This is a genomic window from Streptomyces sp. NPDC004647 (assembly GCF_040609575.1).
Taxonomy (GTDB): Bacteria; Actinomycetota; Actinomycetes; order Streptomycetales; family Streptomycetaceae; genus Streptomyces.
In genome coordinates, this window is record NZ_JBEXKU010000020.1 from 39,897 (window position 1) to 57,873 (window position 17,977).

Sequence of the window (17,977 nt, forward strand, 5' to 3'; positions counted from 1 at the left end):
ATGAACACCGATCTGACCCTGGAGTCCGTCATTACCGATCCGGAGCTGAGGTCGCCCCTCACCCTGCCCTCTGATGATCTCGCTCCCGGTCGAGCTCGTGCCTTCACCCGCGAGACGCTCGCCGAGTGGAGCCTGCACGCCGAATGGAACCTGAATCAGCTCACCGACCGGGCGCAGCTCATCGTCAGCGAACTCGTCACAAACGCCCGCCTCCACGGCAGGACCCGGCCCGACGGTCAGGCCGAGTACGTAACCCTGACGCTCGCCTTGCAGGACTCCGTCGTGGGGATCGAAGTCGGGGACAACTCCCCCGAGTCGCCGATTCCCCGCGCCAGTCCACCCAGCGCCCTGGACGGCCGCGGCCTGTTGCTCGTGGACATCGCGGCAGACGCCTGGGCCTCGTATCCGGATCGGGATGGTCCTGGGAAGCGCGTCGTGGCCATCCTCCAGCGGCCGCCCGAACCGGCTGCCTGACCGCCGGTCGGCCTCCCCCGGATCGCCGCGGGGGCCCGGTGAACCTCCTCACCCGACTCTCCAACATCAAAGCCTCAGGGAGATCAGCATGACGCCCACACCCCCATTACCCGCCCTGCCGCCGCAGGTCGACCAGACCGCCTTGTCGAACTTCGCGGCCCTCCGCGGGCAGCTCCGGGTCTCCTTCACCCCACGGTGCAACATCGCCTGCTGGTTCTGCCACAACGAAGGGGACGTCCCGCCACCGCTGTCCAGGACAGACCGGTCCCAACAGCCGCGCGAACGATCGCTGGACGCCGACGCTTACCTCACCCTCATCAGCTCCTTGATGGACGTCGGCCTCAAGCGCGTGTACTTCACCGGCGGCGAGCCCCTCACCTCGCCGCTCGCTCGCCCTGTCCTGGAACAGCTCCCGGCCCGCGCAGCGGACGAGTCGTACACGCTGATCACCAACGGAACCCGGGTACGCCACAATCGGGCCTGGCTGGCGCATACGCCGCTCGACAAGGTCAAAGTGTCGCTGCACTACTTCTCCGACGAGACGCTGCGCGCGATCGCCGGTACCCGGCTCGGTATCGCAAGCGTCCTGGAGGGAATCGATGTCGCCCGCGACACGTTCGAGCGGGTCGAGCTGAACACTCTTCTCCAGCGGGAGAACGCACACGAGGTGCGCGCCATCGTCGACTACGCCCTCCAGCGTCGGCTCCCGGTGCAGTTCATCGAGCTAGTGGGGACCGACTTCAACGCCGGCCGCCAGACGTCCGCGCTCCCAGCCGACGACATCATCAGCTACCTGCGCACCCTCACCAGCGACGAGCACACGGAGATCGCCGGGGTGGGCCAAGGCCGGCGGGTCTTCCGCGTCGACGGCATCGAGATCGACGTCATCCATCGCGACCTCGGCCGACATCAGGTGGGCCAGTGCGGTACGTGTTCCCTTCGGACCCAGTGCGTCGAGGGCTTCTGGGCTCTGCGCGTCGACCACGCGGGCGGCCTCCAGCCGTGCCTTCTCCGCGAAGACCTCCGCCTGGACCTGCTGCCGTACCTCAATGCCCCGCAGCGACTCACGGCCGCCGTCGCCGCACACACCACAGCCTTCACGGAGGGAACACTGTGACCAGTCTTGAGGGAGCCTACGTACCCGCAGCATCGGAACCCAGCCAAGGACGGTTCATCGTCCTCGAAGGAGTCTCCGGGGTAGGCAAGTCGCACCTGGCACGCGCCCTGACCGCTCGGCTGAACGCGACAATGCTCCACACCCTGCCTGCTCCCCTTACCCAGATGTCCTCCACGATCGACCGTGAGTTGCGCGCCCTGCCACAGTTCGGGTTCTACCTGTCCGGGGCACTGCACGCCTCCGACCTCGTACGACAGGGCCTCACACGAGGTTGGGTCGTCGCGGACCGGTACGTGTCGTCGGTGACCGCCTGCCATGCGGCCGTGCAGGGGATCGACGTCCAGGCCGTACGGGACCTCCTCGCCCCCTTCCTCGGCTACCTCATCCAGCCCGACCACACCTTCTATCTGCGCTGCTCGGAGGAAGAAATCCGCAGGCGCATGGCGACCAAGAGGGACTTGAAGCAGGACGACCTGGACCTGTTCGAGGTCCCCGGACGCCTCTCCACCCTCCTGAACAACTTCGCTGCGGTGGCAGCCACCGACCCGACCGCAGTCACCGTCGACACCGACGGTAAGAGCGTCGGCGAACTGGCCGACTGGATCATCAATGTCGTAGGGAGCCGCGATCGTGCTTAACCCCATCGACACCGAAGCCGTCATCCGCGACGGCCGCATCGCGGGTCGCTTTCCGGGAGAGATCCACGAAGGCGTCGCCTGGTGGGTCGGCTCCTGCTTCGTGGTCGTGAGCGAGGCGCACCGCATCGCTGTCGCATACGACCATCGCCCCACAAGCACGGAGTTCCATAGCCGCTTCTGCAATGGAGCGATCAACGCGCAGCACTACGCGTGCCACGTCACCACTCTCGGCCGCCCTTGCGGGGAAAAAGAGCTGCTGTCCGCCATGGAGGAGCTGGGGGACGTGCCCGGAGCGCTCATCACCAGCAGCAGCGGCGACGGTGCCGATGCAGTCACCATCACTCTCTTCGACCGCGACGGACGCGCCGTAGATGAAGGCAACGGCCTCGCCGATATCCGCCGCATGATCACCGACGATCGCGTGCCCCTTCCCGTCAATGACGCGGCACGGGGGCGCGTCACGCCCTACGAGGCAGAAGGCCGCCCAGTGATCGACACGGCTGAAATCATCCGTTCCGGGACGAACATCTTGTTCGTCACCCTCGACTCCCTGCGCTACGACGTGGCGAAAGAAACTCTCCAGGCGGGGCAGACACCGCGGCTCGGCGGCCTGCTGCCCGAAGGGCGCTGGGAACGGCGACAGACCCCAGGAACATTCACTCTGCCCGCCCACATGGCGTTCTTCTCCGGATTCCTGCCCAAACTCCCGCAGCCGATCCAGCCGCCAAGGCTGTGGGAGTGCCGCCCGCCGGCCTTCAAGCGGGTAAGGCCGGAGACCTTCGTGTTCGACGCCCCGAGCCTTCTGGCCGGACTCCGCCAGCACGGCTACCGCACCGTGTGCGTGGGCGGCGTCACCTACTTCTCACGCGAGACGCCACTCGGCTCCGTACTGCCCGACATGTTCGACGAGGACCACTGGCGACCCGAGTTCTGCTCACCCGAGATCGACTCCACGCGCAACCAGGTCGACCAGGCTCTGGAGACCGCAGAAATCTTCGAGAGGCGACAGCCGCTGTTCCTGTTTGTCAACGTCTCCGCCACCCACGTCCCCCACGGTCACTACCTGGAGTCCAGCACCGACAACACGGCATCCCAGGCAGCGGCCCTGGCCTACGCCGACGCTGACCTCGGCCGCCTCATCGACGGTCTCACGGCCCGGCAGAGGTGGCTGATCATCATGTGTGCCGACCACGGAGACGCCTACGGCGACGACGGCTACTACGGCCGCGGCATCGCCCACCCGGCGGTGATGAACGTACCTTTCGCAGCCACAGTGCGCGGGTGACCGATACGCTCACGCGCCATGAACGAACCTGGCGCGATGCGCGACGCCTCCGTCGTTGTGGCACGTGACGTGAACGGACTGGTCGCACTGCTCAGCGCCGACTTCCCCCGGCACGGCGGCGAATACCTGTTCCTCCCCGGCGGACGTCGGGAGGAAGGGGAAAACCCGGAGGAGTGCGCCCGCAGAGAGCTACGGGAGGAGGCCGGCATCACCGCCGAGACCTGGCAGCCGCTCGGTGCGTACGCCATGACGCTGGGCTCCACAGCCCGAGTCCACCTCTTCGAAGCGGCGAACCTCACTCTCGGACCGCAGGAACTCACCCCTAATGAAGCGGACTTCAAACTCGCTTGGTGGCCCCTGAACGACGCGATCACTGCCGCCGCAGAAGGCCGCTTCCTCCTACCGGCAGGCCCACTGGCCCTGTTACTGGTCGACCGACGCGAGATCCACGTGAAGGATCCAAGTCGGAGAGCTCCTGGTCAAGACAGTGGCTCCGACCGGTCAGCGAAGCGCCCGGGAATAACAGTCGACTTGGGCGACTATTGAAACCAGTTCTAGTTATAGTTGGGCAATGCATACGCCGCAGCGCACGCCCGGAGAGTGGCCACGTGGCGCAGCCACCGATCGGGTGACCGACCACGGCGGCGGGGTGTGGAGCATCCCGGTCCCCATCCCGGACAACCCGCTCGGCCACACGCTCGTGTATCTCCTCGACACCGACCGCGGGCCCGTGCTGATCGACACCGGCTGGGACGACCCAGCCGCATGGGACGCGTTGGCCGACGGGATCGCGGCCTGCGGGGCGTCGGTCTCCGACGTGTACGGCGTCCTCGTCACCCACCACCACCCCGACCACCACGGGCTGTCCGGGCAGGTACGTGAGGCGTCCGGCGCCTGGATCGCGATGCACGACGCCGATATCCAGGTCGTACGGCGTACCCGTACCGCCGAACCCATGCTCTGGTTCGGCTACATGGCCGAGAAGCTGGCGGCCGCCGGCGCCCCGGACGAGCACATCCAACCGCTGCGCGCCGCTGGGGGTACCGCCCATGCCGAAGGCTATGGGGGAGAGTCCGGTCGGAGGCGCATCCTGCCCGGCACGCGCGCCGCACTGCCCGACCGGAGCATCGATCCGGGCGAGCTGCTGGACCTGCCGGGCCGGAGACTGCGCGCGATCTGGACTCCGGGCCACACCCCGGGCCATGTCTGCCTGCATCTGGAGGAAGCACTTCCGCACCGGCGTGACACCCTGGACGCCCTACCGGACAGGCCGGGCGCCGTACCGCACACGCGCGATGACGGAGGGCACAGGCGCAGGACTGACGGCGTACCGCACAGCCCTGCCGTACTACCGCAGCCCGAGCCCTACGGCCGCGGTCCGACTCCGGCCACCGACCGCGGCAGCGGCAGCGGCAGCCCCACCGGCACCGGCGGCCGGCTCTTCTCCGGCGACCACCTCCTCCCCGGGATCACCCCGCACATCGGCCTCTACGAGGACCCCGATGACGCCACGGTCACCGACCCGCTCGGCGACTACCTCGACTCCCTGGAGCGCATCGGCCGCCTCGCCCCGGCCGAGGTGCTCCCGGCGCACCAGTACGCCTTCTCGGACGCCGCGGGCCGCGTACGGGAGCTGTTGGCCCACCACGAGGCACGCCTGACCGGCCTCCATGAGCTCCTCGCCACCCGCCCGCTCACCGCCTGGCAGCTCGCCGAGGCCATGGAGTGGAACCGTCCGTGGGAGCAGATCCCGTACGGATCGCGGAACATCGCCGTCTCGGAGGCGGAGGCGCATCTGCGCCGCCTGGTGAAGCTGGGCCGGGCGGAGGCGGGCACGAACAGCCACCCGGTCACGTACCGAGCCACCAAGAGCGTGTCTCTTTGACGGGTGGTCAGTTGATCGGATGTACCTGTCCGGTTCGTGATCAGTGATGCGGTAGGGGACCGGATCGAGCCGACTCAAACAGTGGCGCGCCTTGGCCGTGCGAAAGGCAAACTCGCCATCGCCTACCAGGCCGGCGGCCGCCTCGCCGCGATCCTCATCCGGACCCGAGCTGACCAAAGAAACAGGGCCAGTCCCTTACACGCTACGCACTCGGAGGCAGCCGTTCGAGGCGGTCCCGGTGGGCCGGGGGCAGGTGGAGATGCGTCGCGGCGAGGTTCTCCTCCAGGTGATCGATCCGGGCGGTGCCCGGGATCGGGAGGATGACCGGAGAGTGGCCAAGGAGCCATGCGAGCGCGACCTGCGCAGAGGAGGCGCCGAGTTCGGCCGCCACGGCGGCGATCTCAGCCGCCGCGCCTGACGCCGCTCCGGCGACGGGCCGCCACGGCAGGAACGCGATCCCCGCCGCCTCGCAGACCGCGAGCACGGGCTCGTGTTCGCGGTCCAGCAGGCTGTACCGGTTCTGCACGCTCGCGACGTCGATGATCTCCCGTGCCTGGTCGAGTTCGGTGACAGTGACCTCGGACAGCCCGATCCGGCCGAGCTTGCCCTCGGTCTGGAGCTCCCGCAGTGCGCCGAGCTGGTCGGCGAGGGGTACCTCCGGATCGATGCGGTGCAACTGGAGGAGCTCGATCCGCTCAACGCGCAGCCGACGGAGGGCGTGTTCGACCTGATCGCGTAGGACGTCCGGCCGCCCGTCGAGCTTCCACTCGGCCGAGGGGCCCGATCGCGCGACGCCGACCTTGGTGGTGATGAGCAGCCCGTCCGCATACGGGTAAAGGGCCTCGGCGAGGAGCTCCTCGTTGGCGCCCCAGCCGTACATGTGCGCGGTATCGATCAGCGTGACACCCAGCTCGACGGCCCGCCGGGCGACCTGGAGGGAGGCTTCCCGGGCGGGGCCCGGCTCGGTCGGCAGGCGCATGGCTCCGAACCCGAGCCGCCGCACGCCCAGATCCCCCCCGATGCGAAACATGGTCGATGTCATCTACCGTCTCCGCCCCTTCGCTCAAGCGGCAACGCTAACAGTGCCATTGGCCTTGGCGTGGGGCGCTGCTCGCGAACCGACGACTCTCCATCGCCTACTAGGCCGCCCGCCTCGCAGCGGTCTCCTCTCGACACAACGCAGATCAAAACGCAGATCAAAGAGACAGAACATAGCTTCACGGACCGGGCAGCCTGCCCGCAGAGCAGCAGAGCCGTACAGCCGTAGAGGCGTCCAGGCCCACACCCGTGCAGCCGTGCAGCCGTGCAGCCGACGAATGACCAGAACCACACCCAAGCCCGACAGGTTTCACCATATGCTCATGCCCTGACCGGGGTCTCCCGCCCACCCCTGGCGCGTTCCGGCGGTGCCGATAGAGTGTGTAGGTCGATACCACATCCGACAGGGGAAAGCCGGTGTAATTCCGGCACTGACCCGCAACCGTGAGCCGTCGAACCGCGGCGAGTCGGAACGCCCAGGCGGATGTGACCGGCTCCGTCGCCGGACGTGCCGCCCCGCGGTCCCGCCCGGCGACCGGCACCGTCGAGGTACGGAGCCGGAGCCCGGTGCCCCGCCCGCGTGCGTAGGTCCAGGTACGGACACGCAGCGTGCGGTGCGCAGCGGATCCGGCTGCCCGCATCCGCCCACCGAAAGGCACCAGCCCGCCATGTCCGCCAAGACCGTACGCCGCAGCGCCGCCGCCCTCGCCGCGTCCGCCGCCGTGCTCTGCGTGACCGCCGCCCCGGCCGTGGCCGCTCCGGCCGTGCCCGCCGCCGACTCCCCTTCGCCGAAGACCTCCGCGGAGCTGCCCTCCGGGCTGTACGGCACCAAGGACCCGACGTACGACGGTGTGTGGCGGCAGTCCCTGGCTCTCCTCGCCCAGGACACGGCCGGGGTGACCCCGGCGAAGAAGGCGGTGAACTGGCTGGCCGGGCAGCAGTGCACCTCGGGCGGCTTCGCCCCGTACCGTGCCGACGCCGCTGAGAAGTGCGACGCGAAGACACCGGTGGACAGCAACGCCACCGCGGCCGCCGTGCAGGCCCTGGCCGCGCTCGGCGGGCACAGCGAGGCCGTGAGGAAGGGCGTCGACTGGCTGAAGTCCGTGCAGAACCAGAACGGCGGCTGGAGCTACAACCCGGGCGGTCCTAGCGACGCCAACTCCACCTCGGTCGTGATCGGCGCGCTCGCCGCGGCGGGCGAGAAGCCGGAGGAGACCAAGTCGCAGAAGGGCCGCTCGGCGTACGACGCGCTGCTCGCCTTCCAGCTGGGCTGCGACGAGAAGGAGAGCGTGCGCGGGGCGTTCGCCTACCAGCCGGACAAGGGGGGCCGGCCCGCACCGAACGCCGACGCGACGGCGGCCGGCGCGCTCGCGGGCCTCGGCAAGGGCCTGGTCGTGGAGCCGCTGGGCGACGAGAACGAGGACGTCAAGCCGCTGGAGTGCGGTACGACGGATTCGAAGGACGCGCGTGAGCCGGACGAGGCGGCCGGCGGCGCGGCCTGGTACCTGGCGGACGTCCTGAAGAAGAACAAGATGCACCTCACGGCCGTCGCACCCGGCTCCGACAAGCCCGCGCCGGACTACGCCAATACGGCCGACGCGGTGATCGCGCTCGCGGCGGGCGGGCACCGCGACGCGGTCCAGGGTCCGTTGAAGTGGCTCGAGCAGAACTCCGCGGCCTGGGCGAAGGACAATCCCGCGGGCCTGGGCACGCTGGTCCTCGCCGCGCATGCGACGGGCACCGACCCGCGCGCCTTCGGTGGCAACGACCTGGTGCAGCAGCTGAACGCCACCGGCCCGAAGCCGGCGGCGGTGAACGCGCCGACGCAGTCGCCCGACCAGGACCAGGACCCCGGCGACGACATGACGGTCTGGTGGATCGTCGGCGTGGGCCTGGCCGCGGGCGCCGGCATCGGCTTTCTGCTGAGCGGCCGCAAGACCAAGGCATGACGACGGGATGACGACCGCGATCACCCGCGGCGGCACACGGCGGGTCTCCCGGGCAGACGCCGCCGCGCCCATCGCTGCCACGCCCATGAGCACCTCTCGGGGCCCGCGGCTCGCCCAGAGGCAGGCCAACGCCTTTGACCGGTACGGCGTTCGCCCGGGGCTACGCACCCCCCGGGCGGCCATCGGCACGACCGGGGCCCTCACCGTTGCGGCCGCGGTCATGGTGATGCTGGGGGCCGGGCCCGCGCATGCGGAGGGGTACCGCTACTGGTCGTTCTGGGACGGGGACGGCGGGAAGTGGGCGTACGCAACGCAGGGGCCGGCCACCGCGCGGCCCGCCGACGGCGACGTCCAGGGCTTCCGCTTCTCCGTGAGCGAGAACTCCCAGGACTCCGCGAAGCCGCGCGGCACCACCGACTTCGACAGGATCTGCGGGCACACACCGGCCAAGGGCGGGACGAAGCGGATCGCACTGGTCGTCGACTTCGGAGCACAGGCGGACGCACCCGGCGGCGAGACCCCGCCGAAGGGCCGTACGGAGTGCGCGCGCGTCTCCGGGGACGCGACCTCCGCGGAAGCCCTGGCGTCGGTCGCGAAGCCGCTGCGCTACGACTCCAACGCGCTGCTGTGCGCGATCGCGGGCTACCCGCAGAAGGGCTGCGGCGAGCAGGTTTCCGGCGACGCCGCGTCGAAGTCCGACCGGCGCGATCCGTCCGAGGGGTCGGACAAGTCCGCCCGGCCGAAGTCGCCGTCGGATGCGGGGAGCGAGGGCGACGGCGACGGCAGCGGTCCCTCCACGGGCCTGGTCGCCGGTCTCGCGGCCGTCCTCGCCCTCGCCGCCGCGGCCCTGTGGCAGTCCCGCCGCACATGAACCCCCGCAACCGCCCGGCGTCCCGACGCCCCTACGCCACTCGCACCGAGACCCGCACCGAGCAGCACGGACAGCCCCGCACCCGGGCCGGACGTTCCGCTCCCCTCGAACGGGGGGACAGCGACGGCCCGGCTGCCGGCGACGAAAGCGCCCCCGCCCCCGCCCCGGCGCGCCGCAACCGGCTCCCGCTGCGTACACCGGCGGCGTCCCGCAGCAACTCCCTGCACGCCGGGGCCTGGTGGCTCTGGGCACTCGGACTCGCGACAGCCGCGTCCCGGACGACCAATCCGCTGCTGCTCGGGCTGCTCGTCGCCGTCGCGGGCTATGTGGTCGCCGTGCGCCGCACCGACGCGCCCTGGGCGAGCAGTTACGGCGCGTTCCTCAAGCTGGGCCTCGTGGTCATCGCCATCCGGCTGGTCTTCTCCGTCTTCCTCGGCTCCCCCGTCCCCGGCAGCACGACCCTCTTCGCACTGCCCGAAGTCCCGCTCCCCGACTGGGCGCAGGGCGTGCGGATCGGTGGCCGGGTCACCGCGGAGGGCGTGGTCTTCGCGCTGTACGACGGCCTGAAGCTCGGCACCCTCCTCGCCTGTCTCGGCGCCGCAAACGCCCTCGCCAACCCGGCCCGGCTGCTCAAGTCCCTGCCGGGCGCGCTGTACGAGGTGGGCGTGGCCGTCGTCGTCGCCATGACCTTCGCGCCCAACCTCGTCGCGGATGTGCTGCGTCTCCGCTCCGCCCGGCGCCTGCGCGGCCGTCCCGACAGGGGCGTCAAGTCACTCTTGCAGATCGGACTTCCGGTGCTGGAAGGCGCTTTGGAACGGTCCGTCGCCCTGGCCGCCGCGATGGACGCGCGCGGTTACGGCCGGACGGCCCGGGTCCCGCCGGCCGTCCGGCGCACCACGACCGTGCTCACCCTCGGCGGCCTGCTCGGCGTCTGCGCCGGCACGTACGGTCTGCTGGCCGCCCAGGGCGCGGGCTTCGGGCTGCCGGTGCTGCTGGCAGGGCTTGCCGCCGCGCTCGGCGGGCTGTGGCTGGGCGGCCGCCGCTCGGTGCGCAGCCGCTACCGCCCGGACGCGTGGGGCACGCGGGCGTGGCTGGTGTCGGGCTCGGGTGTCGCGGTGGCCGCGCTCATGATCCGTGCGGCCGGGGCGGACCCCTTGGCCCTGCACCCGTCCGTCGTCCCCCTGGCTGTCCCGGCGCTGCCGCTGTGGCCTGCGGCGGCCGTACTGCTGGGCCTGCTCCCGGCGTTCGTCGCCCCCGCCCCGAACCGGCCCAGGCCAGCAGCCCCGAAACGGCCAAGCCCGGCCGAAGCCCCGAAGCGGCCAAGCCCGGCCGAAGCCCCGAATGAGCCAGGCCCGTCCGTGACCCCGCATCGGCCGGACCCGTCCGTGACCCCGCATCGGCCCGCCTCGGCCGAGGCCTCGAAGCGGCCCGCCGAAGCCGCGGTCCCGCATCAGCCCGACGAAGCCGCGGTCCCGCGCCGCCCCACCCGTCCGGAGGAGACCCCGTGATCCGGTTCGAGCAGGTGTCGGTCGCCTACGACGACGCGCCCGGGTACGCGCTCCGCGACGTCGACCTCGCAGTCCCCGAAGGAGAGCTCTGTCTGCTCGTCGGCCCGTCCGGAGTCGGCAAGTCGACACTCCTCGGCGCCGTCAGCGGGCTCGTACCGCACTTCACCGGCGGCACGCTGTCCGGCCGGGTCACCGTCGCGGGACGCGACACCCGTACGCACAAGCCGCGCGAACTCGCCGATGTCGTCGGCACCGTGGGCCAGGACCCGCTCGCGCACTTCGTCACCGACACCGTCGAGGACGAACTCGCCTACGGCATGGAGTCCCTCGGTCTCGCCCCCGCCGTCATGCGCCGCCGGGTGGAGGAAACCCTCGACCTGCTGGGCCTGGCCGGACTCCGCGACCGGCCGATCGCGAGCCTGTCCGGTGGACAGCGGCAGCGCGTCGCGATCGGTTCTGTCCTCACCCCGCACCCGCAGGTCCTCGTCCTCGACGAACCGACGTCCGCGCTCGACCCCGGCGCGGCCGAGGAGGTCCTCGCCGTACTCCAGCGGCTGGTGCACGACCTGGGCACGACGGTCCTGATGGCCGAACACCGGCTGGAGCGCGTGGTGCAGTACGCGGACCAGGTCGTCCTGCTGTCCGCCCCCGGAGAGCCCCCGGTTTCCGGCGAACCGGCCGCGATCATGGCCGTCTCGCCGGTCCACCCGCCGGTCGTCGACCTCGGCCGCCTGGCGGGCTGGTCGCCGCTCCCGCTGTCGGTACGGGACGCCCGCCGCAAGGCGGCTCCGCTGCGGGAGCGGCTGGCGCCGCTGACCCCGCGCACTGCCCCGGACACCGCCCCGCGCACCACCCCGGACGGCACCCCGCCGGCCACCCCGGACGCGGTTCCGCACGCCGCCCCGGACGCGGGCGCGGTCCCGGCTCCCTCGCCCGTCGCGGTGCCGGTGCCGGTCCCTGCCGGCCCCGTACTCGAGGTGGGCGCGCTGTCCGTATATCGCGGCGGCCGGATCGAGGCGCTGCGCCGGGTCGGTCTGTCCGTGCGGGCGGGCGAGACGGTTGCGCTGATGGGCCGCAACGGCGCGGGCAAGTCGACACTGCTGGGCACGTTGGTCGGAATGCACGAACCGGCGGGCGGATCAGTGCGGGTGGGGGGCGTGATCCCGCACCGCAGCAGCCCGCGAGAACTGATCCGCCGGGTCGGGCTCGTACCCCAGGAGCCGCGCGACCTGCTGTACGCGGACTCGGTCGCGGCGGAGTGCGCGGCGGCAGACGAGGATGCGAAGGCAACGCAGGGCACCTGCCGGGCGCTGGTCGAGGAACTGCTGCCGGGCGTACCGGACGCCACGCACCCGCGCGATCTGTCGGAGGGGCAGCGGCTGGCACTCGCACTGTCGATCGTGCTGACGGCCCGCCCGCCGCTGGTGCTGCTCGACGAGCCGACGCGGGGGCTCGACTACTCCGCCAAGGCCCGCCTCGTGGAGATACTGCGCGGCTTGGCGGCCGACGGCCACGCCATCGTCCTGGCGACGCACGACGTGGAACTGGCGGCCGAACTGGCCCACCGGGTGGTGATCCTCGCGGACGGCGAGGTGGTCGCGGACGGCCCGACGGCGGATGTGGTGGTCTCCTCCCCCGCGTTCGCTCCGCAGGTGGCGAAGGTGCTCACGCCGCAGCGCTGGCTGACGGTGCCCCAGGTCCGGCGGGCACTGGCAGAGGCAGAGGCAGAGCGGCAGGAGGGTCAGGGAGGCACGCATCAGCCCTCGGGCGGGCCCAGTCCCTTGGCCGAGGCGAAGCGCCGGAGGGGCTGACGCAACCGGACGGCTCGCACGGCGAGGCCGGCTCACGCACCACGGAGAACCTCCACGACCGGGAGAACCCGGAATGACCGCGCGCCGGGATCCCACCGACGAGCCGGGCACCACCCCACCGGCACCGACACCGGACCGCGACCCCGACCGCGACCCCAACCCCGGCCCCAACCCCGGCCCCGACATCGGCGCCGACATCGGCCCCGACCGCGACCAGCCGATCCGCGCCGTCAGCCAGGGGCGGCGGGTCCGGGCGATCCGCCTCGGGTCACGGTCCGTCGCCGCGCTCATACTCGTCTCGGCGATCGGCGTCGCCGCCTTCGGATGGCCGCTGCTGGCCGACTCCGCGTCCGGGCTTGCGCACTCTCAGGACGCGCCATGGCTGTTCGCGGCGCTGCTCCCGCTCCTCGTCGCCGTCGTCGTGGCGACGATCGCCGACTCCGGGCTGGACGCGAAGGCCATCGCGATGCTGGGCGTACTGGCCGCCGCGGGAGCGGCGTTGCGACCACTCGGGGCCGGAACCGCGGGGCTGGAGCCGATGTTCTTCCTGATGGTGCTCAGCGGGCGGGTGCTGGGGCCGGGCTTCGGGTTCGTGCTCGGCGCGGTGACGATGTTCGCGTCCGCTCTGCTGACGGGCGGGGTGGGCCCGTGGATGCCGTTCCAGATGCTGTCTATGGGCTGGGTGGCGATGGGCGCGGGTCTGCTGCCGAGGCCGGACCGGCTACGGGGTCGCGGCGAGCTCGCGATGCTCGCGGCGTACGGCGCGGCCGTGTCCGTCCTCTACGGCACCGTCATGAACCTCCAGGGCTGGCCGTATATCGGCGGCCTGGCCACCGGAGTCTCCTTCGACCCCGGTGACCCGGTCCACGAGAACCTCGTCCGCTTCGCCGTCTACTGCCTGGCGACCTCCCTCGGCTGGGACATCGGACGCGCCATACTGACGGCCGTCCTGACCCTGACCCTCGGTGGGACGATCCTCAAGGCGCTGCGCAGGGCGACCCGCCGCGCCGCTTTCGAGGCACCGGTCTCGTTCGCCGCCGGGCGGCGGCCCAGGCCGGACACGGAGACCTGACGGGTCCGGACCGCCCGGCACGGCCCGGCTCACACACCCATCCACGGTGAACACCCGCTCCCGCACCCGCCGCTGCCTCCACGCGTGCCCGTACGCGTCCCCGTACGCGCATCCCCGTACCCGTACGCGCATCCCCATACAGGCGCATTCGTACGTGCTCAGAGCCGCTGGATGATCGTCCCGGTCGCCAGCGCGCCGCCCGCGCACATCGTGATGAGCGCGAACTCCTTGTCCCGCCGCTCCAGTTCGTGAAGCGCCGTGGTGATCAGTCGCGCTCCCGTCGCCCCGACGGGGTGGCCCAGCGCGATCGCTCCACCGTTCACATTCACCTTCTCCAGATCCTGATCGAAGACCTGCGCCCACGAGAGCACCACGGACGCGAAGGCCTCGTTGATCTCCACCAGGTCGATGTCCCGCAGCGACATCCCCGCCTTGCCGAGGACGGCCCGCGTCGCGTCGATCGGACCGTCGAGGTGGAAGTGCGGGTTGGCGCCGACCAGCGCCTGGGCGACGATCCGCGCACGGGCCCGAAGCTTCAGCGCCCGCGCCATCCGCTTGGACGCCCACATCACCGCGCACGAGCCGTCGGATATCTGCGAGGAATTGCCCGCGGTGTGGAGGGCCGTCGGCATGACCGGCTTCAGCCCCGACAGGGCCTCCATGCTGGTGTCGCGCAGCCCCTCGTCACGGTCGACGAGCCGCCACATGCCCTGCCCGGCGGCCTGCTCCTCCTCGGTCGTGGGCACCTGGACGGCATAGGTCTCGCGCTTGAAGCGCTCCTCCGCCCAGGCCTGCGCCGCGCGCTCCTGGGACAGCAGCCCGAGTGAGTCGACGCGCTCGCGCGTCAGTCCGCGGTTGCGCGCGATCCGCTCCGCCGCCTCGAACTGGTTGGGCAGGTCCACGTTCCACTCGTCCGGAAAGGGCTTGCCCGGCCCGTGTTTGGAGCCGCTGCCCAGCGGGACCCGCGACATCGCCTCGACTCCGCAGCCGATCCCGACGTCGATGACGCCGGCCGCGATCATGTTGGCGACCATGTGGTTGGCCTGCTGGGAGGAGCCGCACTGGCAGTCGACGGTGGTTGCCGCCGTCTCGTACGGCAGCCCGCAGGCGAGCCAGGCGTTGCGTGCGGGGTTCATGGACTGCTCACCGGCGTGGGTGACGGTGCCGCCGACGATCTGCTCGACGCAGTCCGGCTGGATGCCCGTACGGGCGAGGAGTTCGCGGTACGTCTCGCCCAGCAGATAGGCGGGATGAAGGTTGGCGAGCGCGCCTCCGCGCTTGCCGATGGGGGTGCGTACGGCTTCGACGATGACGGGTTCCGCGGCCATGACTCGTCCTCTCCTCGCGCCTCGGGTACGCAGGGCGTCCCGGCGCCTGCGCACCCCTAACTAGTACGCGTTCTAGTTACGCAAGAAGTCTGCTGACTATTACCCCCGGTACGCAAGGGTCCTGCAAGCGTCGGACCCCCCGCTCCGCAACGGATGACGCCCCGAGCCTTGCCAGTTGTAGAACTCGTTACTACCTTTCGGGCAACTTCTGAACTTCTGATGGACCGTCAGACCGTCGGACCTGGAGCTGCCGATGTCCTCCTGCCCAGCGCTGCCCGAAGGCTTCGACTTCACCGACCCGGACGTCTACCAGCAGCGGGTCCCACTCCCGGAGCTCGCCGAACTGCGGCGGACCGCGCCCGTGTGGTGGAACGCCCAGCCGCACAACATCGCGGGATTCCAGGACGACGGCTACTGGGTCGTGACCCGCCACGCGGACGTCAGGGCGGTCTCGACCAACCCCGAGGTGTTCTCCTCCAACACCAACACCGCGATCATCCGCTTCAAGGAGACCATCTCCCGCGACCAGATCGACGTGCAGAAGCTGATCATCCTCAACATGGACCCGCCCGAGCACACCCGGCTCCGGCAGATCGTCCAGCGCGGGTTCACCCCGCGGGCGATACGGGCTCTGGAAAAGGCCTTGCGTGACCGCGCCACCCGCATCGTCTCGGGAGCGGCCGGCAAACCGACCGGCAACTTCGTCACCGACATCGCCTCGGAGCTCCCGCTCCAGGCCATTGCCGAGCTGATCGGAGTGCCGCAGGAGGACCGGCTCAAACTCTTCGACTGGTCGAACAAGATGGCGTCGTACGACGACCCGGAGCTGGCCATCACCGAGGAGGTCGGCACGGAGTCGGCGATGGAGCTGATCTCGTACGCGATGAACATGGCGGCGGAGCGCAAGGCGTGCCCGGCGCACGACATCGTCACCCAACTGGTCGCCGCCTCGGACGAAGGCAACCTGACGTCGGACGAGTTCGGCTTCTTCGTGCTGGTGCTGACGGTCGCGGGAAACGAGACGACGCGGAACGCCATTACGCATGGCATGCACGCCTTTCTCACACATCCCGAGCAGTGGGAACTGTTCAAGGCGGAGCGCCCGGCCACGGCGGCCGACGAGATCGTCCGCTGGGCGACCCCGATCGTCTCGTTCCAGCGCACCGCCACACAGGACACGGAGCTGGGCGGCGCGCGGATCAAGGAGGGCGACCGGGTCGGGATCTTCTACTCCTCGGCCAACAACGACCCGGAGGTCTTCGACCGGCCCGACGTCTTCGACATCACCCGCGACCCGAATCCGCACCTCGGCTTCGGGGGCGGCGGCCCGCACTTCTGCCTGGGAGCAAGCCTTGCCCGGATGGAGATCAACCTCATCTTCAACGCGATCGCCGACACGATCCCGGACATCCGCCTCGCGGGCGACCCCAGGCGGCTGCGGTCGGCATGGATCAATGGCGTGAAGGAACTCCGGGTCACCTACGCCTGACCACTCCCACCCACCCACGCCTCTGCGTTTGCGACCGCGGCTGCGGCTGCGGGTAGGCACAATGGGGTTCTGCTGCTCGGTACGCGGCAGGTCGGCGTCCTCGGCTTCGTCGTACCACCGGTAAATCGGGTTCGCCGTCATGGATGCGTCGACCTAGCATCTGTGGGCATGACGCCCGCCGAGAACATCGAGACGTTCCGCATCGACATTCCCCAGAGCGATCTGGACGATCTGCACGAGCGCCTCGACCGCACTCGGTGGCCCGACGAACTGCCCGGAGTGGGCTGGGCGTACGGCATTCCGCGCGACTATCTGAAGGAGCTCGCGCGGTATTGGCGGCACGAGTACGACTGGCGCGCCGCGGAAGCCAAGCTGAACGAGTGGCCGCAGTTCACGACCACGATCGACGGGGCGAACCTCCATTTCGCCCACATCCGGTCCCCGGAACCGGACGCGACCCCTCTGATCATGACGCACGGCTGGCCGGGCTCGATCGTCGAATTCGCCGAGGTCGCCGGCCCGCTGACCAACCCACGGGCCCACGGCGGCGATCCGGCCGACGCGTTCCACCTGGTGCTGCCGAGCATCCCCGGGTTCGGTTTTTCCGGGCCGACGCGGGAGACCGGCTGGGAGTTCAAGCGGGTGGCCGCCGCGTTCGCAGAGCTGATGAGGCGCCTCGGCTACCAGCGATACGGCGCACAGGGCGGCGACTGGGGTTCGGCCATCTCCCGCGAACTCGGCCGGACCTGCCCCGACCGGATCATCGGCGTACACCTGAACCTGCTGCCGGGCTCGGCCGCGACCGCGGAGCCGGACGCCGACGAGCTGGCCGCGCTGAGCCCGGCGGAGCGCGAACGCACGCTGACCTCGTGGGAACGGAGCCGGGAGTGGAGCCGTGACCGCCAGGGCTACGCCGATATCCAGTCCACCCGGCCCCAAACTCTCGCCTACGGGCTGACCGATTCACCCGTCGGCCAACTGGCCTGGATTGCCGAGAAGTTCAAGGAATGGACGGACTCGCAGGACCGCCCCGAGGACGCCGTCGACCGCGACCAGCTGCTCACCAACGTCATGCTGTACTAGCTCACCGGCACCGCCGGCTCGTCCGCCCGCATCTACTACGAGAGGGCTCACGCCCACTATTGGGGAGCGCCGCCCAAGCCGTCGACCGCACCGACCGCGCTGGCCGACTTCCCGCGGGAGAACTCCGTACCGCTGCGACACATCGCGGAACGGACGAACAACATCGTGCAGTGGTCGGAGCACGACCGGGGCGGGCATTTCGCCGCGATGGAGCAACCGCACCTGCTGGTCGCCGACATACGGAGCTTCTTCCGTAAGGTCCGCCGACACACCTCCACGTAAGGCCCGTTGGCCCTTCAGCGGCCGATGTCGCGGCGGCCGAATCGCCAGGCTCCTAGCCCGACGAGAGCGGCGGTGGCGGCGGTCAGGACGCCCGCGTCAGCGAGTTGGAAGCCGTTCTTCAGCGGTTCGCCCCACGGTGGCGATCAG

The 17,977-nt window shown here is 70.6% G+C and carries 14 protein-coding genes, 1 pseudogene and 1 riboswitch; of the genes and pseudogenes, 13 read left to right on the forward strand and 2 right to left on the reverse strand.

The window, feature by feature from the left end:
* From ABZW18_RS11615 to ABZW18_RS11640, 6 genes are all read left to right on the forward strand, one after another.
* The gene (locus tag ABZW18_RS11615; RefSeq protein ID WP_356185483.1) at positions 1-474 is read left to right on the forward strand and encodes an ATP-binding protein; all 474 of its coding nucleotides are present in this window, start codon (positions 1-3) and stop codon (positions 472-474) included.
* A gap of 88 nt (positions 475-562) precedes the next feature.
* The gene (locus ABZW18_RS11620) at positions 563-1,591 is read left to right on the forward strand and encodes a radical SAM protein (RefSeq protein WP_356185486.1); all 1,029 of its coding nucleotides are present in this window, start codon (positions 563-565) and stop codon (positions 1,589-1,591) included.
* Positions 1,588-2,229, forward strand: coding sequence for a thymidylate kinase (locus ABZW18_RS11625; RefSeq protein WP_356185489.1), 642 nt, complete (start codon positions 1,588-1,590; stop codon positions 2,227-2,229). Before ABZW18_RS11620 ends, ABZW18_RS11625 begins: the two co-directional genes overlap by 4 nt.
* Complete coding sequence (locus tag ABZW18_RS11630; protein WP_356185492.1) at positions 2,222-3,514, forward strand: STM4013/SEN3800 family hydrolase; 1,293 nt, start codon at positions 2,222-2,224, stop codon at positions 3,512-3,514. Before ABZW18_RS11625 ends, ABZW18_RS11630 begins: the two co-directional genes overlap by 8 nt.
* Positions 3,515-3,532: 18 nt before the next feature.
* Positions 3,533-4,060, forward strand: coding sequence for an NUDIX hydrolase (locus ABZW18_RS11635; RefSeq protein ID WP_356185495.1), 528 nt, complete (start codon positions 3,533-3,535; stop codon positions 4,058-4,060).
* A 25-nt stretch (positions 4,061-4,085) separates the two neighbouring features.
* Entirely contained in the window at positions 4,086-5,399 is a 1,314-nt protein-coding gene (locus ABZW18_RS11640) for an MBL fold metallo-hydrolase (RefSeq protein WP_356185498.1), read from the forward strand.
* A 202-nt stretch (positions 5,400-5,601) separates the two neighbouring features.
* Here the strand turns inward: ABZW18_RS11640 and ABZW18_RS11645 are convergent, their stop codons facing one another.
* The gene (locus tag ABZW18_RS11645; RefSeq protein ID WP_356185501.1) at positions 5,602-6,441 is read right to left on the reverse strand and encodes an aldo/keto reductase; all 840 of its coding nucleotides are present in this window, start codon (positions 6,439-6,441) and stop codon (positions 5,602-5,604) included.
* 401 nt (positions 6,442-6,842) lie between these two features.
* Positions 6,843-6,915: riboswitch (cobalamin riboswitch) on the forward strand.
* 190 nt (positions 6,916-7,105) lie between these two features.
* On the opposite strand from ABZW18_RS11645, the gene ABZW18_RS11650 reads away from it, so the two are divergent.
* From ABZW18_RS11650 to ABZW18_RS11670, 5 genes are all read left to right on the forward strand, one after another.
* Positions 7,106-8,386, forward strand: coding sequence for a prenyltransferase/squalene oxidase repeat-containing protein (locus ABZW18_RS11650; protein WP_356185503.1), 1,281 nt, complete (start codon positions 7,106-7,108; stop codon positions 8,384-8,386).
* A 220-nt stretch (positions 8,387-8,606) separates the two neighbouring features.
* Positions 8,607-9,257, forward strand: a complete 651-nt coding sequence (locus tag ABZW18_RS11655) for an SCO2322 family protein (RefSeq protein WP_356185627.1) — start codon at positions 8,607-8,609, stop codon at positions 9,255-9,257.
* 188 nt (positions 9,258-9,445) lie between these two features.
* On the forward strand, positions 9,446-10,765 hold the full coding sequence (locus ABZW18_RS11660; RefSeq protein WP_356185629.1) for a CbiQ family ECF transporter T component: 1,320 nt from the start codon (positions 9,446-9,448) through the stop codon (positions 10,763-10,765).
* On the forward strand, positions 10,762-12,576 hold the full coding sequence (locus tag ABZW18_RS11665) for an ATP-binding cassette domain-containing protein (RefSeq protein WP_356185506.1): 1,815 nt from the start codon (positions 10,762-10,764) through the stop codon (positions 12,574-12,576). The genes ABZW18_RS11660 and ABZW18_RS11665 overlap by 4 nt, the downstream gene beginning before the upstream one ends.
* Before the next feature lie 73 nt (positions 12,577-12,649).
* On the forward strand, positions 12,650-13,648 hold the full coding sequence (locus ABZW18_RS11670) for an ECF transporter S component (RefSeq protein ID WP_356185509.1): 999 nt from the start codon (positions 12,650-12,652) through the stop codon (positions 13,646-13,648).
* 158 nt (positions 13,649-13,806) lie between these two features.
* Here the strand turns inward: ABZW18_RS11670 and ABZW18_RS11675 are convergent, their stop codons facing one another.
* The gene (locus ABZW18_RS11675; RefSeq protein ID WP_356185511.1) at positions 13,807-14,976 is read right to left on the reverse strand and encodes a steroid 3-ketoacyl-CoA thiolase; all 1,170 of its coding nucleotides are present in this window, start codon (positions 14,974-14,976) and stop codon (positions 13,807-13,809) included.
* A gap of 253 nt (positions 14,977-15,229) precedes the next feature.
* On the opposite strand from ABZW18_RS11675, the gene ABZW18_RS11680 reads away from it, so the two are divergent.
* Both ABZW18_RS11680 and ABZW18_RS11685 read left to right on the forward strand, forming a co-directional pair.
* Positions 15,230-16,465 (forward strand): cytochrome P450, encoded by a 1,236-nt coding sequence (locus tag ABZW18_RS11680; protein ID WP_356185514.1) that lies wholly within the window; start codon positions 15,230-15,232, stop codon positions 16,463-16,465.
* Between the two features lie 168 nt (positions 16,466-16,633).
* Positions 16,634-17,830: pseudogene (locus ABZW18_RS11685) on the forward strand (epoxide hydrolase).
* The last annotated feature ends 147 nt before the right edge of the window (positions 17,831-17,977 follow it).

Coding starts and splice junctions, on each gene's coding strand:
- ABZW18_RS11615 (WP_356185483.1), top strand. CDS start 1: ATGAACACCGATCTGACCCTGGAGTCCGTCATTACCGATCCGGAGCTG.
- ABZW18_RS11620 (WP_356185486.1), top strand. CDS start 563: ATGACGCCCACACCCCCATTACCCGCCCTGCCGCCGCAGGTCGACCAG.
- ABZW18_RS11635 (WP_356185495.1), top strand. CDS start 3,533: ATGAACGAACCTGGCGCGATGCGCGACGCCTCCGTCGTTGTGGCACGT.
- ABZW18_RS11640 (WP_356185498.1), top strand. CDS start 4,086: ATGCATACGCCGCAGCGCACGCCCGGAGAGTGGCCACGTGGCGCAGCC.
- ABZW18_RS11645 (WP_356185501.1), bottom strand. CDS start 6,441: ATGACATCGACCATGTTTCGCATCGGGGGGGATCTGGGCGTGCGGCGG.
- ABZW18_RS11650 (WP_356185503.1), top strand. CDS start 7,106: ATGTCCGCCAAGACCGTACGCCGCAGCGCCGCCGCCCTCGCCGCGTCC.
- ABZW18_RS11655 (WP_356185627.1), top strand. CDS start 8,607: ATGGTGATGCTGGGGGCCGGGCCCGCGCATGCGGAGGGGTACCGCTAC.
- ABZW18_RS11670 (WP_356185509.1), top strand. CDS start 12,650: ATGACCGCGCGCCGGGATCCCACCGACGAGCCGGGCACCACCCCACCG.
- ABZW18_RS11675 (WP_356185511.1), bottom strand. CDS start 14,976: ATGGCCGCGGAACCCGTCATCGTCGAAGCCGTACGCACCCCCATCGGC.
- ABZW18_RS11680 (WP_356185514.1), top strand. CDS start 15,230: ATGTCCTCCTGCCCAGCGCTGCCCGAAGGCTTCGACTTCACCGACCCG.